A 26,250-nucleotide genomic window follows, 5' to 3' on the forward strand; every position below is an offset into this window, starting at 1 on the left:
GCACCGTGGCAAGGCAGGCTGGCCCGCGATGGAAGCCGCCTCGTCCACACCTTCGAGCGCCCCTGCCGGATTGATTCCGCGCCGCGGCTACCTGTTGGCGTTGGCCGTGCTGGTCGGTTCGCTGCTGCTGGTGGTGACGGCCTGGTGGGTCGCGCGCGAGCGCGAAGTCCATGCCGCGGAAACCCGGTTTGGCGTCCGCACGGCGGAGGTCGCCGATCGCCTGCATCGGCGCCTGGTCAATTTCGAACTGGTCGCACGCGGCGGCACGGCGCTGTTTGCATCCATGGCACGACCGACGCCGCGGCAGTGGGCGGACTATGTCGATGGCATGAACCTGACGTCGCGCTTTCCGTCGGTGTCGGGATTGGGTTTCGCGGGCTACGTCAGCAACAACCGCCTGGACGACCTGCAGATCGAATGGCGCGATTCCGGTTACGGGCAGCTGCAGGTCCGGCCGCACGGAATGCGTGCGTACTACGGCCCCGTGCTGTACCTGGAGCCGCGAACGATGGACAACGTCGCGCAGGTAGGCCTGGACATGCTGGCCGATCCGCCACGCGGCACGGCGATGCGCACGGCCCAGGAAACCGGGACGGCGCAACTCAGCGGGCCCGCTACCGGTGTCCCGGCCACGATGCTGGTGCTGTACATGCCTGTGTACCGCTCGACGGATTCGCCGAAGACGCCGGCGGCGCGCGCACTGTCGATGCAGGGCTGGGTGTTCATTCCGTTCGACCTGGCGAAGTTCGTCGACGCATCGCTGGGTAGCAGCTTCAACGATGTCCGCTTCCGCATCCTCGATTCCAATGGTCGCTTGCTTCACGCGAGCCACGCGGAGGACAAGCGGACCCCGGCCTTCACCACTCACGCCGAGATGGAGTTTTACGGGCAACCGTGGCGGATCGACTTCGAATCGGCACCGAAGGGCGTGGCGGCGCCCGGTCTGCGCGCGTTGTGGGGCATGCTCGCGTTGGGCGTGCTGACGAGCGGCCTGTTGTTCGGCATGGTGTGGACGCTCGCTCGCACCGAGGATCGCGCGCACGCGATCGCCCTGCGCCTGACCGAGGATTACAGGCGCAGCGAGCAACGTTTCCGCCGGTCCATGCACTATTCCGCGATCGGAAAGGCGCTGTTGGACGGCGAAGGCCGCATCGTCGCCGCCAATCCTGCATTGGGCCGGATCGTCGGCCGCAGAGAGGACACGCTGGTCGGGCTCTCGTTCGAATCGTTGTTCGACAACGATGAGACATCCCTTCGCCCGCACGACAACGGCAGCACCGATACCGACGGCGTGCATCGGGTCACCCGGCACCTGAGCCGGGAAGGCGACTTGCCACGCCAGGCGCAACTCACGTATTCGCGGATGCCTGGCAACGTCGGAGAGGACGTCACCGGGCTGGTGCAGGTCGAAGACGTCACCGAGCGGGTGCGTGCGCAGGCCCAGGTGCAGGCGCTCAACCGCACGCTGGAGGCCCGCGTCGCGCTGCGCACGCGCGAGCTGAGCCAGGCGAACCACGAGCTCGAGGCCTTCGCCTACAGCATCTCCCACGACCTGCGTGCCCCGTTGCGGGCGATCGACGGCTTCAGTCGCATCCTGGGGGAGCGCTATTCCGGGCAGCTCGACGAGTCCGGTCGCGATTACCTCGCGCGCGTGCGCAAGGCGGCTTCCCGCATGGGCGAGCTGATCGACGCGATGCTGAAGATCTCACGCCTGAGCCGGGTGGAATTGCGCACCGAGACCGTCGACCTGAGCCGAATGGCCATAGACGTGCTGGACGAGTTGCGTGCAAGCGAACGCGCACGCGAGGTCGCAGTGCACATCGCGCCCGGCCTGCAGGCAGTGGGCGATGCGACGCTGCTGAGGAACCTTCTGGTCAACCTGCTTGGCAATGCGTGGAAGTTCACGCGCGGACGCGAGCGTGCGGTGATCGAATTCGGCGCCGTGCTGGGCGCGGGTGGAAACCGGGAGTTCTACATCCGCGACAACGGCGCCGGGTTCGCGCAGGCGTATTCGGAAAAACTGTTCCGCCCGTTCCAGCGGCTGCACTCGCAGGAGGAGTTCAGTGGGGATGGCGTGGGGCTGGCGTCGGTGAAGCGCATCATCGAACGCCACGGCGGCACGATCCGCGCCGAAGGAAAGGAAGGGGAGGGGGCCGTGTTCCGTTTCACGTTGCCGGGTGAGCGCAGCAGCGAAAATTGATTTGAAACTCCCGCCGAAGCGCGATTCTTCGTGAATTGCGCCAGATCCAGCCCCAAAGTCGGGGGCGATTCGCGCCACCGGCGCGAATGGGGATGAGGCACGGCTGGGACCCATGGTTTGCAACGCAAATCCTGGGGGGTTACCGGGCGTGCAGCCCGGTAACTACGCGTCCTTGTTGTGCCGTCGCATCACGCGCTGCTTCTCGCGCGCCCAGTCGCGCTCCTTGCTGGCTTCGCGCTTGTCGTGGTTCTGCTTGCCCTTGGCCAGCGCGACTTCCGCCTTGACCTTGTTGCCCTTCCAGTACAACGCGGTGAGCACGACGGTGTAGCCATCGCGCTGGATGCGTCCGATCAGGTTGTCGATCTCGCGCCGGTGCAGCAGCAGCTTGCGGGTACGGCGGTCTTCGGCAACGACATGGGTGGACGCGGAGATCAGCGGAGTGATCTGTGAGCCGTACAGGAACATCTCACCCTCGCGGATCATCGCGTAGGCGTCGACGATGTTGGCGCGGCCGGCACGGATGGCCTTGAGTTCCCAGCCTTGCAGGGCCAGGCCGGCCTCGAAGCGCTCCTCGAGGTGGTATTCATGACGCGAGCGCTTGTTCAGGGCGATCGTCTTGAGCACCGGGCCCTTTTCGCCTGCGCCGCCCTTTCCCTTATCCTTGCCGCTCTTGTTGCTCGAATTCTTCGCCATAGCGGGCCATTGTCGCTGATGAGGCCGCCCCAAGCGAAATATCCATGCCAACCATCCGCCGTTCCGCCCTGGTCGAACACTCCACCGCGCGCATGTTTGCGCTGGTGAACGACGTCGCCGCCTATCCGCGCCGCTTCGACTGGTGCGATTCCGCGCAGGTGCTGGAAGCCGACGAGTCGCACCTGGTGGCCCGACTGGACCTGGGCCTGGGGGCGCTGCGGACGTGGTTCACCACGCACAACACGCTGGTCCCGCCGCACCACATCGACATGAAGCTGGTCGACGGGCCGTTCCGGAAGCTGACCGGACGCTGGGAATTCCACGCGCTGGACGAGTCCGCCAGCAAGGTCACGCTGACGCTGGATTTCGAGCCGACGGTGAAGCTGCTGGCCCCGGCGATGGCGTTGGGATTCCAGAGCCTGGCCGACCGGATGGTGGATGACTTCGTGCGGGTTGCGGACTCGTCCGAAGAAGCCGGCGCCCCCGCGTGAAGATTGAGTTGCTGCGCGCGTGGCCGCGGCGTTTCGAGCGGGTCGAACTGGAGCTGCCGGAGGGGAGCCGGGTCCGCGACGCCATTGAAGTCGCCGGGTGGAGCACCGATGCCGAGGTGGTCGCCTATGCGGTCTTTGGCCAGCGCATCGAGGCCGACACGCAGCTGCGCGACGGTGATCGCGTCGAGCTGCTCAGGCCGCTGCAGGCCGATCCGAAAGATGCGCGTCGCCAACGTGTCGATGAACGCCGGCGGCAGGGTGGAAAGTAGTGCCGGCCGCCGGGATTGGCGCGCTGCGCAGTTGTCACCCGGTCGACCAGTGGATTTCCTGCCCCGCAAATGCAGAAGGACGAAGCCGGGGCTTCGTCCTTCCATTCGCAATCTGCGGTTACGCGGCGGGCCGCGTTCGCTCGCGCCAGGTCAGTGGCCGCGCTTCTTCTTGTCTTTGTCCTTGGCCAGGTTGCGTCCGAACTGCTTCGGTGCGGCCTTGGCCAGTTCCTCGTCCTGCTCGGGAAAGTAGTCGCCTTCCCAGCGGGCGAGGGTGTCGCCTTCGAAATGCAGGGTCAGGTTCTTGACCTCGGTGCGACCGATGCGGCCGACACGCTGGGTGGCGGTGTAGTCCCAGCGCTCGTGATGGAAGGGGTCTTCGATCGACGGCGTGCCCAGCAACAGGATCACCTGCTGCTTGCTCATCCCGGCCTGCAACTGTTCGACGTTGGTCTTCTCCAGCAGGTTGCCCTGGTAGATCGGCTGCTTGTAAAGAATGCCGCAACCGGCGGTGGACAGGGCAACAATGAGGACCAGCAGGAGCTTGCGCATCGGGTTCTTCGCGACAGGCGGGGCAGTCGAAACAGGGGCCGATGATACACTGAAGCACTCGCCGCGCGGCCCGGGCCGGGGCGTATTCATCCGCTGTTGCAAGCCTGCACTTGCAGGTTGGGCCGCCAGTGGATCGGCGATGCCGGTTCTTGGTCGCCCCAGGTGTCGATCGGCCATGTGTGGCCGGCGCGGGATGACAGGACCCGAAAACAGGAAGCCTCGATGGAATCGCAAGACCTTCGCAACGCCGGACTCAAGGTCACCCACCCACGCGTGCGGATCCTGGAACTGCTGGAGCAGTCCAAGCCCCGCCACATGACCGCCGAAGACATCTATCGCCACTTGCTGGACCACGGCGAGGACATCGGTCTGGCGACGGTCTATCGGGTGCTGACCCAGTTCGAGGCCGCCGGCCTCGTCCTCAAGCACAACTTCGAGTCCGGCCAGTCGGTGTATGAGCTGGACCGTGGCCATCACCACGACCATATGGTCGACATCGATACCGGCAAGATCACCGAATTCGAAAGCCCCGAGATCGAGGAGCTGCAGCGGAAGATCGCGGCGCAACACGGTTTCGAGATCGAGGAGCACTCGCTGGTGCTGTACGTCCGGAAGAAACGCTGAGGCGTGCTGGCAACAAAAAAGCCCGCAGATGCGGGCTTTTCTCTTGAGCGGATGGATCAGTGCTTTCCGGCGGCTTCCAGCAGGGCGTTACTGCTCTTGTCGGGGTGTTTGCTGGACTTGTCCGTGCTCCGCCGCTTGGTGCACTGCGCGGAGCTCATGACGTCCTGCCCGAGAGACATGATCTTTCCCAGTGCGCCACTACCCGGGTCCGCCACGTAGCAGCGGTACTGGGTGCCGTCGGCCAGCGTGGCCTTGTAGCGCGTTGCTGATCCATCCTTCTCCAGGTCGCTGACCTTGATCTCTTCCTCGTCGTAGCCCAGGGCGTCAGCCGTGGCCCGGATGAGCTTCTCCGGGTCCGCCGTCTTGCTGCCGAAGAGGTTTACCGCGCTTGCCGAGAAGGGAAGGGTGAGCGCGACGGCGAGCGCGAGGACAGGCAGTGCTTTGTTCGTCATTGTTCAAAGTCCTTTTCAAGTGGACGGACGTTGACATCACGTCGATCCCAACGTCCTTGTGGGTGCCAGCCGGACTCGGCCGACTGGCGGATTATTGCATGCATGTGTGATCGGCGGCTCATTCCGCCGACGGCGATTAGGCAACGTCGGTGATCAATCGCCGTGCGGCTGCGCGGATTTCGCTGCTCACTTCGACACCTCCCAGCATGCGCGCGATTTCCTCTTCGCGATCTTCTGCTGACAGCGCTTGCACAGCGCTCTGAGTGACGCCTTCGCTGGCCGCCTTGCTGACGCGGTAGTGCGCGTGGCCCTGCGCAGCGACCTGCGGCAGGTGGGTCACGCACAGTACCTGTCGCGATGCGCCCAGCGCGCGCAATTTCTGGCCGACGATTTCGGCCACGCCGCCGCCGATGCCGGAATCGACTTCATCGAAGACCATCGTCGGCACCGCGTCCAGTCCCAGCGCGGCCACTTCTATCGCCAGCGAAACGCGCGAGAGCTCGCCGCCGGAAGCCACTTTGCGCAGCGGGCGCGCCGGCTGGCCGAGATTGGCCGCGACCAGGAATTCGACGCGCTCGCCGCCTTGCGGATCGGGGCGATCGGCTTCAATAGGTTCGATCGCGATTTCAAAGCGTCCACCGCCCATACCCAACTCGCCGATGAGCTTTGAGGTGGCCGTCGACAGCGATGCGGCGGCTTCGCGGCGACGCGCGCCGAGGGTATCCGCAGCCGCGCGCCATTGCGAGCGCGCTAGCGTGAGCTGGGTTTCCAGTTGCTGCAGGCGTTCGTCGGCGCCGCGCAGGGATTCGAGTTCGAAAGCAATCGCGTCGCGCTGCGCAGCCAGCTGTTCCGGTGCGACGCGGTGCTTGCGGGACAGTTCGTGGATGCGTCCCAGGCGCCTTTCCAATCCGGTGAATGCGTCCGGATCGACGTCCAGGTCGCTGCGCACGCGATCGAGCAGGACCAGCGCTTCGTCGATCTGGATCGTGGCATTGTCGAGCATCGCGTCGACTTCGGTCAGGCGTGGCTCGTGTTCGGCCACGCGCTGCAGGTCGCCACGGACCTGATGCAGGCTGCGCGACAACGAAGGCCCTTCATCGCCACCCAGCTGCACGAAGGCGCCATCGCACGCCGCGATCAGTCCGGCTGCGTGGGCGATGCGGCGGTGGTCGGCTTCCAGCTTGGCGAGCGCTTCGGGTTCCAGCGTCTCGCGGTCGAGCTCGACGAACTGGTGTTCCAGCCAGCCGATGCGATCGGAGACATCGCCCTGCGCCAGCAGGGTTTCGCGTTCGCGCAGCAGATCGGCCCAGTGCTTGGCTGCGGCTTCCACGGCGGTGCGCTGTGTGTCGGTGCGGCCGAAGGCATCCAGCAAAGCCAGCTGGCTGGAGCGCGCCAGCAAGGCCTGGTGCTCGTGCTGGCCATGAATTTCGACCAGCAATCCGGCCAGATCAGTGAGCTGCGCGACGGTGACCGGGCGCCCGTTGATCCATGCCCGCGATCCACCATCGGCGCGGATGACGCGGCGGATCTGGCATTCGTCGGCTTCGTCCAGCTCGTTTGCGCGCAGCCAGGCGCGGGCGGGGGAGGCGTCGTCCAGCACGAAACCGGCCGCGAGCTCCGCGCGCTCGGCGCCGTGGCGTACCACGCCACTGTCCGCGCGAAGCCCCGACAGCAGGCCCAGTGCGTCGACCAACAGGGACTTGCCGGCGCCGGTTTCGCCCGAAATCACGGTCAAGCCGCTGCCGAAGTCGAGTTCGGCACTGTGGACGACGGCGAAATCCTTGATGGCGAGGTGGGCGAGCATGGGGTGCGATTGTGCCTTGCGGGAATTGGGGCGGGTAGCCGTCGCGGTCGCCTTGTGGCTCGGCGCGGCGCGCGACAGGACACCGTGTCGCCGTCGCGGAGGCTGAGATCGTGGGCCATTGCGGCGCGACGGACCCTTGAGAATGTCGAGCGATGCGGCCTTTTTCGTGACATATCTCAACAATCGGCTTGCGAACGGCCCTCGGGGTGCTTATATCGCCTCCATGAGTCGCCATCCCGCCGACATCGCCAGCCTGGATCCGCGCGCGCGGCAGCTGCTGCGCACGCTGATCGGTCGCTACATCCAGAGCGGCGAGCCGGTCGGTTCGCAGACGCTGGCGCGGCATGCCGGGTTGGACGTGAGTTCGGCGACGATCCGCAACATCCTCTCGGACCTGGAGGAAGTCGGCCTGCTCAGCGCGCCGCACACCTCGGCCGGGCGCATTCCCACGGCGCAGGGCTACCGGCTGTTCGTGGATTCGCTGCTGCAGGTCCGGCCGTTGCCCGAGGGCGAGATGGCGCGACTGCGCAGCGAACTGCCTGCCGGCTCGGGTACGCAGGCACTGCTGGGCAGCGCATCGGAGCTGCTGTCGGCGATGACGCATTTCGTCGGCGTCGTCAGCGTGCCGCGACGCGAACAGTTCGCCTTCCGCCGGATCGAATTCGTTCCGCTGGACGGTCAGCGCGTGCTGGCGATCGTGGTGTTCGCCGACAATGAAGTGCAGAACCGCATCATCCAGACGCGTCGGGTCCACGATGCCGGCGAGCTGGAACGCGTGGCGAACTACCTCAACACGCACTTCTCCGGCCGCACCCTGGCCGACATCCGCACCGGCCTGCTGCATGAGCTGCGCAGCGCCCGCGACGAGATGGAAAGCCTGCTGGCACAGTCGGTGGAGCTGGCCGAACAGGTCCTCGCCCCGACGCACGACGACATGGTCCTGGCCGGACAGACCCGCCTGATGGGCGTGCAGGAGTTGGCCGACCTGGACCGCTTGCGCGAGCTGTTCGACGCCTTCGCTCGCAAGCGCGAAATCCTGCAGCTGCTGGAACGCACGGTCCGCGCGCAGGGCGTGCGCATCTTCATCGGCGAGGAAACCGGGCTGGCGCCGCTGGAGGGCATGTCGCTGGTGACCGCGCCTTACACCGCGGGCGGTCAGGTGCTTGGCGTGCTGGGCGTCATTGGCCCGACCCGCATGGCCTATGAGCGGGTGATTCCCGTGGTGCAGGCCGCCGCCGAGGCACTGGGCGCCGCGATCCAGCCGGACCCGCAGGGCGGCTGAACTTTTGATCTTGTCGACGGATTGGTCGACCAGCCCCGGCGATTTGACCGCCGGGACGGTTGAAACCCCAATCGGCGGTCCCCATAGCTCCCCCGTTGCGCAACGTCGCGCAAGGATGAGCCACACGCCAGATGACTACCGAACCGATGCAGGCCAACGGCGAGACCCCGACCGTCGGCAATGAAACCCCTTCCCCGACCGCTGAAATCGAGAGCCTGAAGGCCGAACTGGCCCAGGTACGCGACGACTCCCTGCGCGAACGCGCCGAGCTGGAGAACCAGCGCAGGCGCCTGGCCCGCGATATCGACATGGCGCGCAAGTTCGCCAACGAACGCCTCCTCGGCGACCTGCTGCCGGTGATCGACAGCCTGGAAGCCGGTCTAACGGTCAAGGCGGACACCGCCGAACACCTGCGCGAAGGCATGGAACTCACGCTGCGCCAGCTGCTCAAGGTCGCCAACGACAACGGCCTGGTCGCGGTCGATCCGGCAGGCCAGCCGTTCAACCCCGAGCACCACCAGGCCATGGCCATGGTCGACGAAGCCGGGCACGCCCCGGGCCACGTCGTGCAGGTCTACCAGAAGGGCTGGCTGTTGAACGAGCGCCTGCTGCGTCCCGCACTGGTGACCGTCAGCAAGCACGACTGAATTTTCCGGGACGCCGGGCCTTGAACGGCACCCGGGCATCCCCCAGATAGCGCACATCAGCGGTCACGTACCGCCACCACGCACAAAGATTCGCGAGAGGAAACAGCAATGGCAAAGATCATCGGCATCGACCTGGGCACGACCAATTCGTGCGTCGCCGTCATGGAAGGCGGCAAGGCCCGCGTCATCGAGAACGTCGAAGGCGATCGCACCACGCCGTCGATCGTCGCGTTCACCAAGGACGGCGAAGTGCTGGTCGGCGCCTCGGCCAAGCGCCAGGCCGTGACCAACCCCAAGAACACCTTCTACGCGGTGAAGCGCCTGATCGGCCGCAAGTTCACCGACGCGGAAGTGCAGAAGGACATCGGGCTGGTCCCGTACACCATCGCCCAGCACGACAACGGCGATGCCTGGGTGTCGACCGCGGACGGCAAGAAGATGGCGCCGCAGCAGATCTCCGCTGAAGTGCTGGCGAAGATGAAGAAGACGGCCGAAGCCTACCTCGGCGAGACCGTCACCGAAGCCGTCATCACCGTGCCGGCCTACTTCAATGACAGCCAGCGCCAGGCGACCAAGGACGCCGGCCGCATCGCCGGGCTCGACGTCAAGCGCATCATCAACGAGCCGACCGCGGCCGCGCTGGCCTACGGCATGGACAAGAAGGGCGGCGACCGCAAGGTGGCCGTGTACGACCTCGGCGGCGGCACGTTCGACGTGTCGATCATCGAGATCGCGTCCGTCGACAGCGAAATGCAGGTCGAAGTGCTGTCCACCAATGGCGATACCTTCCTGGGCGGCGAAGACTTCGACAAGCGCGTCATCGATTACCTCGTCGACGAGTTCAACAAGGACCAGGGCATCGACCTGCGCAAGGATCCGCTGGCCCTGCAGCGCCTGAAGGATGCTGCCGAGCGCGCCAAGATCGAGCTGTCGTCCGCGCAGCAGACCGAAGTGAACCTGCCGTACGTCACCGCCGATGCGAGCGGTCCGAAGCACCTCAACATCAAGCTGACCCGCGCCAAGCTCGAAGCGCTGGTCGACGATCTGGTCAAGAAGACCATCGAACCCTGCCGCATCGCGCTGAACGACGCCGGCCTGCGCGCCAGCGACATCAGCGAAGTGATCCTCGTCGGTGGCCAGACCCGCATGCCCAAGGTGCAGCAGGCGGTCACTGACTTCTTCGGCAAGGAACCGCGCAAGGACGTCAACCCGGACGAAGCCGTCGCCGTTGGCGCCGCGATCCAGGGCGGCGTGCTGCAGGGCGACGTCAAGGACGTGCTGCTGCTCGACGTGACCCCGCTGTCGCTGGGTATCGAAACCCTGGGCGGCGTGTTCACCAAGATCATCGAGAAGAACACCACGGTGCCGACCAAGGCCTCGCAGACCTTCTCGACCGCCGAGGACAACCAGTCCGCCGTGACCGTGCACGTGCTGCAGGGCGAGCGCGAACAGGCCCGCTTCAACAAGTCGCTGGCCCGCTTCGACCTGTCCGGAATCGAGGCCGCGCCGCGCGGCATGCCGCAGGTGGAAGTGTCGTTCGACATCGACGCCAACGGCATCGTCCACGTCACCGCCAAGGACAAGAAGACCGGCAAGGAACAGAAGGTCGAGATCAAGGCCGGTTCGGGTCTGTCGGACGAGGAAATCCAGAAGATGGTGCAGGACGCCGAAGCGCACCGCGAGGAAGACAAGAAGTTCCACGACCTCGTGCAGGCCCGTAATCACGCCGATGGCCTGATCCACGCTGCACGCACTGCAATCAAGGACAACGGCGACAAGGTGCCGGGCGACGTCATCGGCCGTGCCGAAGGCGCGATCGCCGAGCTCGAAACCGCGATGAAGGGCGACGACCAGGCGCAGATCGAGGCCAAGTCGAAGGCGCTGGAAGAAGCCGCACAGTCGCTGTTCGCGGCGGCGTCTGCCGGCCAGCCGGGCCCGGAGACGGGCGCAGGCAACGCGGGCGGCAAGGCTGACGACGTGGTCGACGCCGAGTTCACCGAGGTCAAGGACGGCGACAAGTAAGTCGTCGCCCACCCCAGGACGATCGCCAGCATTGCTGGTTTGACCCACCGCCCGCGTGAACCGGCAGCCGCCGGTCAGCGCGGGCAGTGGCGTATCTGGGGCAGGGTGGTGTTGTCGAGTCGGAAAGCGAGTCGGGAGACGGGACGTAGCGATGACCAAAGGGCGACTCGAGGCATTCAGCGACGGCGTCATCGCCATCATCATCACCATCATGGTGCTGGAGATGAAGGTGCCGCACGGCGCCGATTTCGCATCGCTGCGGCCGTTGTGGCCGGTGTTCCTGAGCTACGTGCTGAGCTTCGTCTACGTCGGCATCTACTGGGCCAACCACCACCACTTCCTGCATACCGCGCGCCACGTCGATGGCCGAGTGCTGTGGGCTAACCTGCACCTGCTGTTCTGGCTGTCGTTGTTTCCGTTTGCGACTGGCTGGATGGGCGAGAATCACTTCGCCGCCGCGCCGGTCGCGCTTTACGGTGTGGTGCTGCTGATGGCCGCGGTGGCATGGCTCCCGTTCCAGCTCACGTTGATTGCGGCGAACGGCGGCCCGGACGCCGAACTGGCCCGCGCCATCGGCAAACGCGACTGGAAAAGCACGATTTCCCCGCTGTTGTACATCAGCGCGATCCCGCTGGCGTTCGTCCGCCCGTGGATCGCAGGACTGCTTTACGTGACGGTGGCACTGATCTGGCTGGTGCCCGACCGCCGCATTGAAACGCACATCGACAGGCACGAAGCGAACACGTCCGAATGATCTGACCTGAATAGTCTGGTCTGAATAAGCCGTCCTGAATGAGCACGAATGAACACGAGTACGCACGAATGAGCACGCCCGAATGAGCAAGCGCGACTATTACGAAGCCCTGGGCGTGTCCCGAGACGCCACCGACGAAGACCTGAAGAAGGCCTACCGCCGCTGTGCGATGAAATACCACCCGGACCGCAATCCGGGCGACCACGCCGCCGAAGCCTCGTTCAAGGAGTGCAAGGAGGCCTACGAGGTCCTGTCCGATGCGTCCAAGCGACGCATGTACGACCAGCATGGCCATGCTGCGTTCGAGCACGGCATGGGCGGCGGTGGCCCGGGTGGTCCGGGTTACGCCGACATGGGCGACATCTTCGGCGACATCTTCGGCAACATTTTCGGCGGTGGCGCCGGCGGCCGCGCACAGCAGCGTCGTGGCGCCGACATCGGCTATGTGATGGAACTGTCGCTGGAAGAAGCCGTCGGCGGCATCGAAAAGCAGATCGAGATCCCCACGCTCGACGAATGCGACACCTGCAAGGGCAGCGGTTCTGCTGACGGCAAGCTGGAAAGCTGCGGGACATGTCAGGGTCGCGGCCAGGTGCGGTTCCAGCGCGGCATCTTCTCGATGCAGCAGACCTGCCCGCATTGCGGCGGGCGCGGCAAGACCATCGCCAATCCCTGCGGCGACTGTCACGGCCAAGGTCGCGTCGAGCGCACCAAGACCCTGCAGGTGAAGATTCCTGCTGGCGTCGACAACGGCGACCGCATCCGCCTGACGGGCGAGGGCGAAGCCGGCCCGGCCGGATCGCCGCCGGGCGACCTCTATGTCGAAGTTCGCGTTCGTCCGCACGAGATCTTCGAACGCGACGGCGACGACCTGCATTGCGACGTGCCGATCCGCATCTCGCAGGCGGCACTGGGCGACACCGTGCGCGTCCCGACGCTCGACGGCGAAGTCGAACTGCGCATTCCCGCCGAGACGCAGACGGGCAGGAAGTTCCGATTGCGCGACAAGGGCGTGAAGTCGGTGCGCAGCCGCGCACCGGGTGACCTGTATTGCACGGCGGTGGTTGAAACGCCGGTGAACCTCACCACCGAGCAGCGCGAGCTGCTGGAGAAGTTCGAAGCCACGTTCGTGGGCGATGGTGCGCGCAAGCACTCGCCGCGGTCGTCGACCTTCATCGATGGTGTGAAGGGCTTCTGGGACCGGATGACGTCCTGAGGCTTGATGGAATTGCAGCCGAGGGGACGCAATCCCCCGGCCGCGATCCGGTCCATGCGTCGGCCCATGCTTCGACGTATGCGGCAATGACATCGCGCCGGCAACAAAACCGCTTGCGCGAACCTCCCACGCGCCGGTAGCGTTCAGGTATGGGGAGCGGCTTGGCCGCACGGAGTGCAAGGCGGGTGGAAGGACTCAACGACGCAGGCCTGCGGGTTCCAGGCTTTGACGAGCAGATGGGCGTCCCCGTGTCGGGGCTGCCGTTCGCGGCTTTCGTGTTCAGCGGTGACCGGTTGCGCGGAGTGAATTCCGCGGCGCTGCAGTTGCTGCGACAAGGGCCGGGCGCACGCCTCGAGGACATCCACGCGATCCTCGACCCGCATGACCGCCTTGGCGAAGCCATGCGCCGGAGCCCTTCGTCCTCGATTCCGCAACTACGCGTGGAAGCCGTCCTGCCGGATCGCTCGCGCCTGCCGCTGGAGCTCCACCTCCTGAAGCTGGCCGGCGGGCACATGTTGGTGATGGCGCACGACAACAGCGCCCACCGCGACGTGGAGCAACAGCTGCAGCGACGGCTGTTGTTTGAGCGCCTGCTCACCGAGGCCTCCGCCGCGCTGATGCGCAGTGGCGCGGACGAGCTGGACGGCGTGATCGTCGACATGCTCGGTTCGATCGGGTCGTTCTTCGGTGTCGACCGTTCCTACGTTTTCCTGATCGACGACGCCGCGCAGACCCAGAGCAACACCCACGAATGGGTCGCTCCCGGCATCTCGCGCGAAGCGCACAACCTGCAGGACCTGCCGCTCACCACGTTCCCCTGGCTGCTTGCTCAACTGCGCGCCGACCACGTGTTCCGCGTGGAGTCGGTGGCGAACCTCCCCGACGAGGCCATCAGCGAGCGCACCGAATTCGAGCGCGAGGGCATCCAGTCGATCCTCATCGTGCCGCTGCGGGTCGGATCGCGGTTGCATGGGTTTGTAGGGTTCGACGCCGTCCGTTCGCAGGTGCAATGGGGCGAGCAGTACGTCATCGGCCTACGCCTGATGGCACAGATGCTCGCCAGCTCGCTGGAAGCACGCACGTTGTCGCGTCGCCTCCATGAGCAGGCGTTCCACGACGCCCTGACCGGTCTGCCCAACCGCAAACTGCTGGAAGACCGCTACGCCCAGTTGTCGCGGCGCCTGCAGCGCGTGGGCGGCACGGTGATGGTGGCGTTGGTGGACCTGGACGACTTCAAGCAGGTCAACGATCGCTACGGCCACGCGGCGGGTGATTGCCTGCTCAGGTGCGCGGCCGCCCGGCTGGGCGCGGTGATGCGCGATGCCGACACGCTGGCGCGGTTGGGCGGCGACGAATTCGTCGTCCTGGCCGAGGAAACCTCCGTCGGGGCGACCACCGAACTTGCCCGCCGCCTGCTGGGCGCGGTCGAGGCGCCCTTCGTCTGCGAAGGCAATCCGCTGTCGATCGGCATCAGCATCGGGCTGGTGCGCGAGACCTCGCCCGACCAGGACCTGGGCAAGCTGCTGCGCACGGCCGATGTCGCGATGTACAAAGCCAAGGCCAAGGGCAAGAACAATTGGGTGGAAGCCACGCGCGTGCCACCGCTGCCAGCACAATCGTTGCCGTCACACTCCGTGCTGGACGAGCCACCGGTCGAATCCTGATGACCACCGTGGCTGTCCCTCCTTCACCAATGACTGACGCCACCCCCACCATGCCTGAACCCATTCGTCTCCTGATCCACGGTGCCACCGGTCGCATGGGGCAGGCGCTGCTGCGCCTGGCCGCGGAGCGCGAGGACCTGGCCGTTGTCGCTGCGGTTTCGCGCACGGGCGTGGCCAGCGAAGCCGGCGTCACCCCGTGGTTCGCCTCGACCGACCTGCCGAACGTGCCGGATTTCGACGTTGCAATCGATTTCAGCCTGCCGGAGGGATTCGACGCGGTCCTCGCGGCCTGCGTCGCGCGCCGCGCCGCGCTCGTGTCGGGAACCACCGGACTGGCCGATCCGCAGCGTGCCGCCCTGCAGCAGGCAGCGGGGGAGATTCCCGTTATCTGGTCGGCGAACTTCAGCCTGGGGGTGGCGGTCCTGGGAGATCTCGTCCAGCGGGCTGCGGCGGCGCTTGCAGGCTGGGACTGCGACATCGTCGAATCCCACCACGTGCACAAGAAGGACGCACCGTCCGGCACGGCGCTGGCGCTGGGCGCCTCGGCCGAGCAGGGTGGGGGGCGCCCGCGCTATGCGTCGCTGCGGGCGGGGGACATCGTGGGTGAACACCTGGTCCAGTTCACCACGATGGGTGAACGGATCGAGCTGGTCCATCGCGCCACCAACCGTGACATTTTCGCCCGAGGCGCCCTGCATGCCGCCGCCCGACTGGCCGGCCGGCCGGCCGGCAGTTACCAGTTACGCGACCTGCTGGGATGACGTCCCGGGTCACGTGACGACATGCACGGAAATAATGTGCCGACGGACGGCAACCGCCCGGTTCATGACGTGCGTCACCATGAACTTTGCATCAGTCGATAGGATGCGCTTTGGGGGAATCCACGGGATGTTTGTATGACGATTGAAGGCGAGTCATTTCCGGCAGGAAGCCGGGACCCGCAGCTCCTGCTGGCTGCGATGCAGCGCATCGCCCAGGAGCAGATTGGTGCGGCCCTCGATCGGGTCCTGCGCCGCACCGACGATTACCTCTTCGACTCCAGCAACAGCGGCGGCTCCGAGCTCACCGCCCTTCGTGACCTCCGTCGCGCCCGTTCGCAGATCGCCCAGCGTTTCGACCAGGTCATGGTCGTGGGCTTCCGCCGCCTGCAGGATTCGCCGATCGCAGCCAAGGCGATGGGCAGTTCCTCCCTCAGCCTGGTGTCCGACGACGCCCTCGAGGAGCAACTGGCCACCGAACAGATGGTGGAAAACCTCAACCGGGCGTACGCGCCGAACCTGGAGTTGCTCGAGAAGCGCCTCGCGGCGCTGACCGAGCGGCCGGTGCTGGCAGCCAAGGACAACCCGGTCGGCCCCAAATACCTGGCGGAATCGCTCAGCAACTCGATGGAGGCGCTGGATGTCTCCACCAACGTCCGCATCGTGCTGTTCAAGTTCTTCGAACGCGAATTGCTGACGTCGCTCGGCAACCTGTACGAACGCCTCAACGGCGGCCTGGTTTCGGCCGGAGTCCTGCCACACATCAAGGCAACCAAACGCGCCGAGCCCCCGGTGCGTCCGGCTGGATCGCCCGACGCCCCGGAACCCGACCAGCAGACGGTCGCCGTGGCGAACGCCGTGGCGTCCCAGTTCGGCATGACCGGTCCCGGCGACCAGGCGATGTTCTCCAACCTGCTGGGCTTGCTGCAGTCCTGGCGTACGGCCATGAATCCGCGTCCGGCTGAAGTCGGTCCGTCGATGAGCACGTCCGACGTCATGACTGTGTTGTCGCTGCTGCAGCGCGAGCAACCACAGGCTTTCGACACCGCTCCCATTGCTGCTGCCGCTGAAGGTGGACGTGCTTCCCTGGCCGACCAGCTGCGTCGCTCGTTGTTGTCGGGCGCGCGTCGCCTCGGGATGGGCGGCGAAAACCTCAGCCTTTCCAACGTTGACGAAGATGCCGTCGACCTGGTCGGCATGCTCTTTGACGTACTCCTCGACGAGCGCCATTTCGAGCCCGACGTCCGTTCCAAGATCAACAAGCTGCTGGTGCCGTACATCAAGGTCGCGGTGAAGGACCGCCGCCTGTTCCTGTACAAGGCGCACCCGGCCCGGCGCCTGCTCAACGTCGTCGCCGAGGCGAGCGAAGGCAACCGCGGCGAGAGCCCGCAGGAACGCGAGCTGATGTCCCGCGTCGACGGCACCATCGACAAGCTGGTCTCCGAATTCAACGAGGACATCGCGATCTTCGAAACGCTGGAGCAGGAGCTGCGTTCCTACATGGAGCAGCACCGCAAGCGGATCGAGGTGACCGAGCGCCGCGCCGCCGAAGCCCAGCGCGGCCGCGAACGCCTGGAGCAGGCGCGCGAAGGCGTGTCCGTCGACCTCGCCGTCATCCGCGATACCCGCCACCTGCCGCCGGTGTTCGACGGCTTCATCAACCAGTACACCGCGCACCACCTGGCCCAGATAGTTTTGCGCGATGGCAAGGACTCGCCGCGCTACGGCCAGGCCATCAACGCGGCCACCAGCCTGATGGTGGCCTTCGACCATGCCGAGCTGGGCGCCCCATTGTCATCGCTGCCGCCGCTGGATCGTCCGGTGCTGAACGAGATCCTGGAAAGCTCGGGGCTCCATGGGGCCGGCGCTGAGGAAGTCCTGGCAACCCTGCAGCGCGCACTGGCGCGATTGTCCGCCGGTGACAGCGCGGCGGCCGAAGCCGAGCAGTTGCCGACCTCGCCGGCTTTGCAGCCGGTCGCGGAAACCTCTTCGAGCGACTCGCCGGAACTCGAACTCATCGCCGGCAAGGACAAGCTGGATTTCGAGCCGGAAATGGCCGAGCGCATGCGCGCGCTGGAAATCGGCACCTGGATCCAGCTGACCAGCGAAAGCGGACGCGTGGAGCCTGCCAAGGTTTCCTGGGTCAGTCCGATCTCCTCGCGCCTGCTGTTCGTGAACCGCCGCGGCATCCGCGTGCTGGTCGCCTCGGCAGAGGAACTGGCCGCAATGGCCCTCCTGGGCCGTGTCCAACTGCGCGATGGTGGTCCGGCCTTCGACAGTGCCATGAGCCAGGTCATTGGCCGGCTGAAGGTCGCCTCGCTGCCGGAAATGCCGCCCAAATCCACGGAAAACGGGGCCGGCGCGGCCCACTGACACGGCCGGGCGCGTCCATGCGCCCCAAATCGGATGCAATTCGTGCTGGCGTATTCATGACGCCATCGCTACAATTCTCGCTCGCCTGAACCCCACCCGCCGGACCGGTCCTGACCCGAGTCCGCGGTTTGCTGCAACCTGAGTTTTCGTACTGCGAAAACACACGGTTGCCGGCCTGGTGGGGTCAGTCCCCCAGCTGCCAAGGCGATCTCCGTGACCCAACCCGCAATCCTTGCACTCGAAGACGGCACGATCTTCGAGGGCATTTCCGCAGGCGCGCCCGGCCTTTCCGTCGGCGAAGTGGTGTTCAACACCGCGATCACCGGCTACCAGGAGATCCTCACGGATCCGTCCTACGCCCGCCAGATCGTCACCCTGACGTACCCGCACGTCGGCAACACCGGCATGACCGACCAGGACGACGAGGCCCACAAGGTCTGGGCGTCCGGCCTGATCGTGCGCAACGTGCCGCGCCGCCCGAGCAACTGGCGCAGCCAGGTATCGCTGCCGGAATGGCTGGCGAAGCGCGGCATCGTCGCGATTTCCGACATCGACACCCGCAAGCTGACGCGCCTGCTGCGCGACACCGGCGCGCAGAACGGCGCGGTGATGGCCGGGGACATCAACGTCGAGAAAGCGCTTGAAGCCGCACGCAAGTTCCCGGGCCTCAAAGGCATGGACCTCGCGAAGGTCGTAACCACTTCCAGCGCGTACGAGTGGAAGGACGGCCAGCTCGATCTCGACAACAACGTCTTCGTGCAGGCCGATGCGAAGCACCACGTCGTCGCCTACGACTTCGGCGTGAAGCACAACATCCTGCGCATGCTCGCCGAACGCGGTTGCCGCGTGAGCGTGGTGCCGGCGCAGACGTCCGCCGCCGACGTGCTGGCGATGAATCCCGATGGTGTGTTCCTGTCCAACGGCCCGGGCGATCCGGAGCCGTGTGATTATGCAATCGCCGCGATCAAGGAATTCGTCAATCGCAAGGTGCCGACCTTCGGTATCTGCCTTGGCCACCAGTTGCTTGGCCTGGCCAGCGGTGCGAAGACGATGAAGATGAAGTTCGGCCATCACGGCGCGAACCACCCGGTGCAGGACCTCGACGGCAATCGCGTGATGATCACGTCGCAGAACCATGGCTTCGCCGTCGATGAGGCGACGCTCCCGGCGAACGTGCGCGTGACCCATCGCTCGCTGTTCGACGGCAGCAACCAGGGCATCGAGCTCACCGACGCGCCGGCCTTCAGCTTCCAGGGACATCCGGAAGCGAGCCCGGGACCGCACGACGTGGGTCCGCTGTTCGACCGTTTCATCGCTTCGATGCAACAGGCGAAGTGAAGGCTGTCGTCGCCAAGCCGCCCCGCAAGCGCCGCTGGCGCCGGTTGTTCGTTGTCGCGGTGTTGCTCGGCGTCTATCCCGCCTTCGTGATGGTCGCGACGTACTCGCACTTCTTTGCCGCCGATCTGCCCGGCGGTCGCAACGGCCCGGCCGATGCGTACCGTCATTCGCTCGCCAGCGCGATCGTCGCCTACACGCTGTCGCCGCGCTGCGTGGACTGGGTGACGGCAGTGATGGAGCGGGGTGGGGAAGGCAATGCTTCACGCGCAATGGATGCGCACAACAACCAGCTCGGCGCGCGCATCGGCGCGACTGCCGGCAGCTGGAATGCGATGCAGCAGGCCGTGCTTGCTGCCGTGAAGAACGGTGCGATCGATGCCCGATCGCCCGACCAGATCACCTGGCTCGCGCCCAGCGCGTGGCGGGACCGACTTTACTGAGGACACCATGCCCAAGCGCACCGACATCAAGACCGTAATGATCATCGGCGCCGGTCCGATCGTGATCGGACAGGCCTGCGAGTTCGACTACTCCGGCGCCCAGGCGTGCAAGGCCCTGCGCGACGAGGGTTACCGAGTGGTGCTGGTCAACAGCAACCCCGCAACGATCATGACCGACCCGAACATGGCCGACGCCGTGTACATCGAGCCGATCAACTGGCAGACGGTCGAGAAGATCATCGCAAAGGAAAAGCCCGACGCACTGCTGCCGACCATGGGCGGCCAGACAGCTCTCAACTGTGCACTCGACCTCGCCGACAACGGCGTGCTGGAGAAGTACGACGTGGAGCTGATCGGTGCCTCGCGCGACGCCATCCGCATGGCCGAGGACCGCGAGCTGTTCCGCGTCGCGATGAAGGAAATCGGCCTGGAATGCCCGAAGGCGGAAGTCGCCAGGACGCTGGAACAGGCGCTCGACATCCAGACCCGCGTCGGCTATCCGACCATCATCCGCCCGAGCTTCACCCTCGGCGGCAGCGGTGGTGGCATCGCCTACAACCGCGAGGAACTGGTCGAGATCGTCACCCGCGGCCTGGAGCTGTCGCCGACCACCGAAGTGCTGGTCGAGGAATCGGTGCTGGGTTGGAAGGAATTCGAGATGGAAGTGGTCCGCGACAAGGCGGACAACTGCATCATCGTCTGCTCGATCGAGAATTTCGATGCGATGGGCGTGCACACCGGCGACTCGATCACCGTCGCTCCGGCACAGACCCTGACCGACAAGGAATACCAGCGCCTGCGCGATGCCTCGATCGCGGTGCTGCGCAAGATTGGCGTCGATACCGGCGGTTCGAACGTGCAGTTCGGCATCAACGCCAAGAACGGCCGCGTCGTCGTCATCGAGATGAATCCGCGCGTGTCGCGTTCCTCGGCGCTGGCGTCGAAGGCCACCGGCTTCCCGATCGCCAAGATCGCGGCCAAGCTCGCGGTCGGCTACACGCTGGATGAGCTGCGCAACGAGATCACCGGCGGCAAGACCCCGGCGTCGTTCGAACCGACCATCGACTACGTCGTCACCAAGATCCCGCGCTTCGCCTTCGAGAAGTTCCCGCAGGCCGATGCACGCCTCACCACGCAGATGAAGTCGGTGGGCGAGGTGATGGCGATGGGCCGCACCTTCCAGGAGTCGCTGCAGAAGGCCCTGCGTGGCCTGGAAACCGGCAAGGTCGGGCTCGACCCCACCGGCCTGGACCTGGCCAGCGAAGACGGCATCGCCACGCTCAAGCGCGAACTGAAGGAGCCGGGCCCGGAACGCATGTTCCACATTGGTGACGCCTTCCGCGCCGGCATGAGCGTGGAAGACGTGCATGCGCTGTCCTTCGTGGACCCGTGGTTCCTCGACCAGATCGAGGAAATCATCGCGGCCGAGAAGGACGTCGCCATCGGCGGCCTGGCCGCGCTGGACGCCAAGCGCATGCGCGCACTCAAGCGCATGGGCTTCTCCGACGCGCGCCTGGCCCAGCTGACTGCAACCGACGAAACCGCCGTGCGCACGCTGCGTCGCGCGCTGAAGGTGCGTCCGGTGTACAAGCGCGTGGACTCGTGCGCGGCAGAATTCGCCACCAGTACCGCGTACCTGTATTCGACCTACGAGGACGAATGCGAGGCGCAGCCGACCGACCGTAACAAGATCATCGTGCTCGGCGGCGGTCCCAACCGCATCGGCCAGGGCATCGAGTTCGACTACTGCTGCGTGCATGCCGCGCTCGCCCTGCGCGAGGACGGCTATGAAACCATCATGGTCAACTGCAACCCCGAGACCGTGTCGACCGACTACGACACCTCCGACCGTCTGTACTTCGAGCCGCTGACGCTGGAAGACGTGCTGGAGATATGCGACCTGGAGAAGCCCAAGGGCGTGATCGTGCAGTACGGCGGCCAGACGCCGTTGAAGCTCGCGCGTGCGCTCGAAGCCAACGGCGTGCCGATCGTTGGTACGACGCCCGATTCGATCGATCTGGCCGAGGACCGCGAGCGCTTCCAGAAGCTGGTGCAGGACCTGGGCCTGGCCCAGCCGCTGAACCGCACCGCGCGCAACCCGGACGAGGCGCTGCTGCTTGCCTCGCAGATCGGTTATCCGCTGGTCGTGCGCCCGAGCTACGTGCTCGGTGGCCGCGCCATGGAAATAGTGCATGACGACGCCGACCTGACCCGCTACATCCGTGATGCGGTGAAGGTGTCGAACGATTCGCCGGTGCTGCTTGATCGGTTCCTCGACAACGCGGTCGAGGTCGACGTTGACGTGATCGCCGACAAGCACGGCAACGTATTGATCGGCGGTGTCATGGAGCACATCGAGGAAGCTGGCGTGCATTCGGGCGACTCCTCGTGCTCGCTGCCGCCGTACTCGCTGAGCCCGGCCGTGCAGGAAAAGCTCCGTGCGCAGGTGGTCGCGTTGGCCAAGGCGCTGAATGTCGTCGGCCTGATGAACACGCAGTTCGCGATCACCTTCGACGAACAGGGCAACGACACCGTCTACCTGATCGAAGTGAACCCGCGTGCCTCGCGCACCGTGCCGTTCGTGTCCAAGGCCACCGGCATGGCACTGGCGAAGATCGCCGCACGCTGCATGGTCGGCCAGACGCTGGCAGAGCAGGGCGCGACGAAGGAAATCATCCCGGACTACTACTCGGTCAAGGAAGCGATCTTCCCGTTCGCCAAGTTCCAGGGCGTGGATCCGATCCTCGGCCCGGAAATGCGTTCCACGGGCGAAGTCATGGGCGTGGGCCGCAACTTCGGCGCCGCGATGGCGCGTGCCCAGGAAGCCGGTGGCATCAAGGCGCTGCCGGAAACCGGCAAGGTCTTCATCTCCGTGCGCGACCCGGACAAGACTCGCGTGCTGTCCGTGGCGCAGGACCTGATCAAGCGCGGCTACACGTTGGTGGCCACCGAAGGCACCCACGCGTTCATGGCTGCGCAAGGCCTCGCATGCGAACGGATCAACAAGGTTGCCGAAGGACGTCCGCACGTCGTCGACCTGATCAAGAACGGCGAGATCGTCTACATCGTGAACACCACCGAAGGGCGCCAGGCGATCAACGATTCGTTCTCCATCCGCCGGGAAGCGTTGCAGCAGCGCGTCACCTACTCGACGACCGTTTCCGGCGCGCGTGCGCTGGTGAACTCGCTTGACTATCGCGGCACCGGTCCGGTGTGGTCGCTGCAGGAGTTGCACGCGGAGATCAACGGCGCGGCGTGACGCTGTAGCTGTTGTAGCTTTTGTATTGCTCGTCATTCCCGCGAAGGCGGGAATCCAGAGGCGTTGCCTTTGCCGCCAGTCGTGCAGAGAATCAAGGTCACTGGATCCCCGCCTTCGCGGGGATGACTATCTGATAGAGAATCCGGCTATCTGAAAGGTAGCCAGCCGCCAGGTCGGCCATAAGGAACAAAGAGAAATGCGAGCACCCATTACCCTGAAAGGCGCGCAACGCCTGCGCGCCGAGCTGGACGAGCTGAAGTCGGTCAAGCGTCCGGCCGTGATCAGCGCGATCGCCGAAGCCCGCGCGCACGGCGACCTCAAGGAAAACGCCGAGTACCACGCGGCCCGCGAACAGCAGGGCTTCATCGAAGGCCGCATCAAGCAGCTCGAAGCCGAGCTGTCGCATGCCCAGGTCATCGACGTGTCGTCGCTCAATGCCGGCTCGCGCGTCGTGTTCGGCGCCACCGTCGAGCTGGCCGATGCCGAGACGGACGAAGAAAGGAAGTACCAGATCGTTGGTGACCTGGAAGCCGACATCAAGCTGGGGATGATCGCGATTTCCTCGCCGGTGGCGCGCGCCCTGATCGGCAAGCACGAAGGCGACATCATCACCATCGAGGCGCCGGGCGGCACCCGCGAGTACGAAATCATCGGCGTCAGCTACCTGGGCTGATCGATGAACACGACGACGCTGCTGCTACCCGAACGTGCCAGTTTCGGCGCGCAGCGTCTGTCCGAGGAAGCCGCGAAATCCCTGGGGCGTGCCGATCGCGAGGCCGCCTCGGGCGACCAGCGCACCCGTGTCTTCGACATCCTGCCGCGCGGCTGGCCAGTCGCCGCCGTCACCCGTCAGCGCGACGCCGGCGACGCATCGATTTCCGCCTGGCTACGCGCCGATCCCGCATACATCCACCCGGACATCAACGGTGCGCGATTGCTGGCCTATGGCGAAGGCCTGTCGTTGAGCAACGACGAGTGCCGCGAACTGCTGCGGCCGCTACGCCCGCTGTTCGGTGACTCGGGTTTCCAGATCGACGCGCCGGTTCCTTCGCGCTGGTACCTGGCACTCCCGCGCGAAGCCCGCCTGCCGACGTTCACCGGTCCGGACGACGCGCTCGGCGCGGACCTGTTCGAACACCTGCCCGATGGCCCGGAAGGGCGCCGCTGGCGTGCATTGCTGAGCGAGGCGCAGGTCGTCCTGCACAACCATCCGGTGAATGCGCAGCGTGCCGCAGCGGGCAAGCCGCCAGTGAATTCGCTGTGGTTCTGGGGCGGCAGCATCCTGCCCGACCATGTGCGAACACCGTTCTCCGCCATGTCCAGCGATGACGACGCCTTCCGTGCATTCGCCGGTGTCGCCGGCGTGCCGGCGATGGCCTTGCCATCGCGATGGCAGCCGGGGGAGGGCGAACGCGTGTTCGACCTGCGCCACATCCGGGACCTGGCAGCGCTGCAGTCGCATTGGCTTTTGCCGATGCTTGGCGATGTTCGCTCAGGCGCGATCGCGCAGGCCACGCTCGACTTTGCCGACGGTACGCGTTTCGTGCTGCGCGCCAACCAGCGCTGGCGCTTCTGGCGCCGCCCGTTGCGCGCCATCGCGGCATGAAGGCCAATCCCAGGTTGCTGCGTCGCGAGCGCGTGGATGCGGGCGTCTGGCCGGAGGGATTCCCGAACCTGCTGGCGCGCCTGTATGCCGCGCGAGGCGCCGTCAACGCCGATCAGGCGCAGCCGCGGCTCGCCAACCTGCTGCCGCCAGACCTGCTGGGCGGGCTGGATGCCGCTACCGCGTTGCTGGCCGACGCCATGGCGAACGATCGCCATATCGTTGTGGTGGGCGACTTCGACTGCGATGGTGCGACGGCCTGTGCGGTGGGCGTGCGCGGCCTGCGCATGCTGGGTGCGCGTCGCGTCTCGCATGCGGTGCCCAACCGCGTTGTGCACGGTTACGGCATGACGCCGGGACTGGTCGAAGACCTCGCGGCGCTGCAGCCGGAACTGGTAGTCACGGTCGACCATGGCATCGCCTGCCATGCCGGGATCGCGGCAGCCAAGGCGCGCGGCTGGGACGTGCTCGTTACCGACCATCACCATCCCGCCGAGACGCTGCCGTCGGCGGATGTCATCGTCAACCCGAACCAGCGCGGCGACGCGTTCCCGAGCAAGGCGCTGGCCGGCGTGGGCGTGATGTTCTATGTGCTGCTCGCGCTGCGCCGCCGCCTGCGCGACGCGGGCCACTTCGCCGATGCCGTGCCGGACCTGTCGGCGCTGCTCGACCTGGTCGCGGTCGGCACGGTGGCTGACATGGTGCCGCTCGACGTCAACAATCGCGCCCTCGTTTCGGCCGGGCTGCGACGCCTGCGCACGGGGCAGGGCTGTGCCGGGCTGAACGCGCTGATCGAAGTCGCCGGCCGCGATCCGTCGAAACTCACCGCCAGCGACATCGGCTATGCCATCGCGCCGAGGATCAATGCCGCCGGCCGCCTCGAGGACATGGCCCTCGGCATCGAATGCCTGCTGACCGATGACGTGACGCAGGCGCGCGACATCGCCGCGACGCTCAGCGAGATCAACAGCGAGCGCCGCGCCGTCCAGCAGCAGATGACCGATGAGGCCGAGCGGGCACTCGACACGATCGCCCTGGACGACACGATCAGCGAACGCATCGCGGTCTGCCTGTTCGACGCCGATTGGCATCCGGGCGTCGTCGGCCTGGTCGCCTCGAAGATGAAGGAACGCCTGCATCGCCCGGTGATCGCCTTCGCGCCGGTCGAACCCGGCAGCGACCGCCTGCGTGGCTCGGCGCGTTCGATCCCCGGCTTCCACATCCGCGATGCCCTGGCTGATATCGACGCGCGTCATCCTGGGCTGATCGAACGCTTCGGCGGTCATGCGATGGCGGCCGGACTGTCGCTGTCATTGTCGGCACTGCCCGCGTTCGAACAGGCGTTCCGCGACTGCGCCGCCCGCTGGCTCACCGCGGAGCAGCTGCAGGCCGAGATCGTCAGCGATGGCGAGCTCCAGGTCGCCGAATTCAACCGCCGCCATGCCGAACTCCTGCGCGATGCCGGGCCTTGGGGGCAGGCGTTCCCGGAGCCCCAGTTCGACGGCGAGTTCGAAGTGCTCAATTCGCGCGTGATCGGCGAACGCCACCTCAAGCTGGAACTTGGCCATGCCGGCCTGCGCCTCAACGCCATCCATTTTGGCGGTTGGGACGGGCAGCGCCCGACGGGACGCATCCGCATCGCCTACCGCCTGGAACCCGACGACTACCGCGGCGGCGACGCCGTGCAGCTGGTAGTGGTCCACCGCGAGCCTGTGTAGGGCGGGTCTTGACCCGCCATCCGGGCAGCCAGCAATGTCTCGACTGTCCAGACAGGCCGAAACGGTTTCAATCCAGCGCCCCTGCACACGACCC

The 26,250-nt window shown here is 66.0% G+C and carries 22 protein-coding genes; 18 read left to right on the top strand and 4 right to left on the bottom strand.

Going from position 1 to position 26,250, the window contains the following annotated elements; translation table 11 throughout:
* Nucleotides 1-28: 28 nt before the first annotated feature.
* Nucleotides 29-2,200: a CHASE domain-containing protein gene (locus ACYVD7_RS07895; RefSeq protein WP_460761305.1), complete on the top strand. Its 2,172-nt coding sequence runs from the start codon at nucleotides 29-31 to the stop codon at nucleotides 2,198-2,200.
* Nucleotides 2,201-2,362: 162 nt separating this feature from the next.
* On the opposite strand, the gene smpB is transcribed toward ACYVD7_RS07895, so the two are convergent.
* Nucleotides 2,363-2,893, bottom strand: coding sequence for an SsrA-binding protein SmpB (gene smpB / locus ACYVD7_RS07900; RefSeq protein ID WP_460761307.1), 531 nt, complete (start codon nucleotides 2,891-2,893; stop codon nucleotides 2,363-2,365).
* Nucleotides 2,894-2,937: 44 nt separating this feature from the next.
* Between smpB and ACYVD7_RS07905 the strand changes: the two genes are divergently transcribed.
* Both ACYVD7_RS07905 and ACYVD7_RS07910 read left to right on the top strand, forming a co-directional pair.
* Nucleotides 2,938-3,384, top strand: a complete 447-nt coding sequence (locus tag ACYVD7_RS07905; protein WP_460761310.1) for a type II toxin-antitoxin system RatA family toxin — start codon at nucleotides 2,938-2,940, stop codon at nucleotides 3,382-3,384.
* Nucleotides 3,381-3,653 carry an RnfH family protein gene (locus ACYVD7_RS07910; protein WP_460761312.1) on the top strand — a complete coding sequence of 91 codons (273 nt, stop codon included), beginning with the start codon at nucleotides 3,381-3,383 and terminating at the stop codon, nucleotides 3,651-3,653. The genes ACYVD7_RS07905 and ACYVD7_RS07910 overlap by 4 nt, the downstream gene beginning before the upstream one ends.
* Nucleotides 3,654-3,803: 150 nt before the next feature.
* Here the strand turns inward: ACYVD7_RS07910 and ACYVD7_RS07915 are convergent, their stop codons facing one another.
* Nucleotides 3,804-4,202 carry an outer membrane protein assembly factor BamE gene (locus tag ACYVD7_RS07915; RefSeq protein ID WP_460761315.1) on the bottom strand — a complete coding sequence of 133 codons (399 nt, stop codon included), beginning with the start codon at nucleotides 4,200-4,202 and terminating at the stop codon, nucleotides 3,804-3,806.
* Between the two features lie 222 nt (nucleotides 4,203-4,424).
* Here ACYVD7_RS07915 and fur point away from each other — a divergent pair, with 222 nt between their 5' ends.
* A complete protein-coding gene (fur, locus tag ACYVD7_RS07920; protein ID WP_460761318.1) occupies nucleotides 4,425-4,826 on the top strand; it encodes a ferric iron uptake transcriptional regulator in 402 nt (133 codons plus the stop codon).
* Between the two features lie 56 nt (nucleotides 4,827-4,882).
* Here the strand turns inward: fur and ACYVD7_RS07925 are convergent, their stop codons facing one another.
* Together ACYVD7_RS07925 and recN are read right to left on the bottom strand one after the other, a co-directional pair.
* Nucleotides 4,883-5,278, bottom strand: a complete 396-nt coding sequence (locus ACYVD7_RS07925) for a hypothetical protein (RefSeq protein WP_460761320.1) — start codon at nucleotides 5,276-5,278, stop codon at nucleotides 4,883-4,885.
* A gap of 136 nt (nucleotides 5,279-5,414) precedes the next feature.
* On the bottom strand, nucleotides 5,415-7,082 hold the full coding sequence (gene recN / locus ACYVD7_RS07930; RefSeq protein ID WP_460761323.1) for a DNA repair protein RecN: 1,668 nt from the start codon (nucleotides 7,080-7,082) through the stop codon (nucleotides 5,415-5,417).
* Nucleotides 7,083-7,305: 223 nt separating this feature from the next.
* On the opposite strand from recN, the gene hrcA reads away from it, so the two are divergent.
* The 14 genes from hrcA to recJ all read left to right on the top strand — a co-directional run bounded on the left by hrcA (nucleotide 7,306) and on the right by recJ (nucleotide 26,156).
* Nucleotides 7,306-8,364, top strand: coding sequence for a heat-inducible transcriptional repressor HrcA (gene hrcA / locus ACYVD7_RS07935; protein ID WP_460761326.1), 1,059 nt, complete (start codon nucleotides 7,306-7,308; stop codon nucleotides 8,362-8,364).
* A gap of 146 nt (nucleotides 8,365-8,510) precedes the next feature.
* Nucleotides 8,511-9,011: a nucleotide exchange factor GrpE gene (gene grpE / locus ACYVD7_RS07940; protein WP_460761872.1), complete on the top strand. Its 501-nt coding sequence runs from the start codon at nucleotides 8,511-8,513 to the stop codon at nucleotides 9,009-9,011.
* 108 nt (nucleotides 9,012-9,119) lie between these two features.
* Complete coding sequence (dnaK, locus tag ACYVD7_RS07945) at nucleotides 9,120-11,033, top strand: molecular chaperone DnaK (protein WP_460761329.1); 1,914 nt, start codon at nucleotides 9,120-9,122, stop codon at nucleotides 11,031-11,033.
* 151 nt (nucleotides 11,034-11,184) lie between these two features.
* Complete coding sequence (locus tag ACYVD7_RS07950) at nucleotides 11,185-11,787, top strand: TMEM175 family protein (RefSeq protein WP_460761332.1); 603 nt, start codon at nucleotides 11,185-11,187, stop codon at nucleotides 11,785-11,787.
* 82 nt (nucleotides 11,788-11,869) lie between these two features.
* On the top strand, nucleotides 11,870-13,003 hold the full coding sequence (gene dnaJ, locus ACYVD7_RS07955) for a molecular chaperone DnaJ (protein WP_460761335.1): 1,134 nt from the start codon (nucleotides 11,870-11,872) through the stop codon (nucleotides 13,001-13,003).
* 185 nt (nucleotides 13,004-13,188) lie between these two features.
* Nucleotides 13,189-14,667, top strand: coding sequence for a diguanylate cyclase domain-containing protein (locus tag ACYVD7_RS07960; protein WP_460761337.1), 1,479 nt, complete (start codon nucleotides 13,189-13,191; stop codon nucleotides 14,665-14,667).
* Nucleotides 14,668-14,717: 50 nt separating this feature from the next.
* A complete protein-coding gene (gene dapB / locus ACYVD7_RS07965) occupies nucleotides 14,718-15,428 on the top strand; it encodes a 4-hydroxy-tetrahydrodipicolinate reductase (RefSeq protein ID WP_460761875.1) in 711 nt (236 codons plus the stop codon).
* Nucleotides 15,429-15,563: 135 nt separating this feature from the next.
* Nucleotides 15,564-17,798 (top strand): DUF1631 family protein, encoded by a 2,235-nt coding sequence (locus tag ACYVD7_RS07970; protein ID WP_460761339.1) that lies wholly within the window; start codon nucleotides 15,564-15,566, stop codon nucleotides 17,796-17,798.
* Between the two features lie 213 nt (nucleotides 17,799-18,011).
* Nucleotides 18,012-19,136: a glutamine-hydrolyzing carbamoyl-phosphate synthase small subunit gene (gene carA, locus ACYVD7_RS07975; protein ID WP_460761342.1), complete on the top strand. Its 1,125-nt coding sequence runs from the start codon at nucleotides 18,012-18,014 to the stop codon at nucleotides 19,134-19,136.
* Nucleotides 19,133-19,576, top strand: coding sequence for a DUF6973 domain-containing protein (locus ACYVD7_RS07980; protein ID WP_460761344.1), 444 nt, complete (start codon nucleotides 19,133-19,135; stop codon nucleotides 19,574-19,576). Before carA ends, ACYVD7_RS07980 begins: the two co-directional genes overlap by 4 nt.
* A 7-nt stretch (nucleotides 19,577-19,583) precedes the next feature.
* Nucleotides 19,584-22,835, top strand: coding sequence for a carbamoyl-phosphate synthase large subunit (gene carB / locus ACYVD7_RS07985; protein WP_460761347.1), 3,252 nt, complete (start codon nucleotides 19,584-19,586; stop codon nucleotides 22,833-22,835).
* Nucleotides 22,836-23,043: 208 nt separating this feature from the next.
* Nucleotides 23,044-23,508 carry a transcription elongation factor GreA gene (greA, locus tag ACYVD7_RS07990; protein ID WP_460761877.1) on the top strand — a complete coding sequence of 155 codons (465 nt, stop codon included), beginning with the start codon at nucleotides 23,044-23,046 and terminating at the stop codon, nucleotides 23,506-23,508.
* A gap of 3 nt (nucleotides 23,509-23,511) precedes the next feature.
* Nucleotides 23,512-24,441 (top strand): phosphoglycerate mutase, encoded by a 930-nt coding sequence (locus ACYVD7_RS07995; protein WP_460761349.1) that lies wholly within the window; start codon nucleotides 23,512-23,514, stop codon nucleotides 24,439-24,441.
* Nucleotides 24,438-26,156 (top strand): single-stranded-DNA-specific exonuclease RecJ, encoded by a 1,719-nt coding sequence (gene recJ / locus ACYVD7_RS08000; RefSeq protein ID WP_460761352.1) that lies wholly within the window; start codon nucleotides 24,438-24,440, stop codon nucleotides 26,154-26,156. The genes ACYVD7_RS07995 and recJ overlap by 4 nt, the downstream gene beginning before the upstream one ends.
* The last annotated feature ends 94 nt before the right edge of the window (nucleotides 26,157-26,250 follow it).

The organism is Lysobacter fragariae, assembly GCF_054779775.1.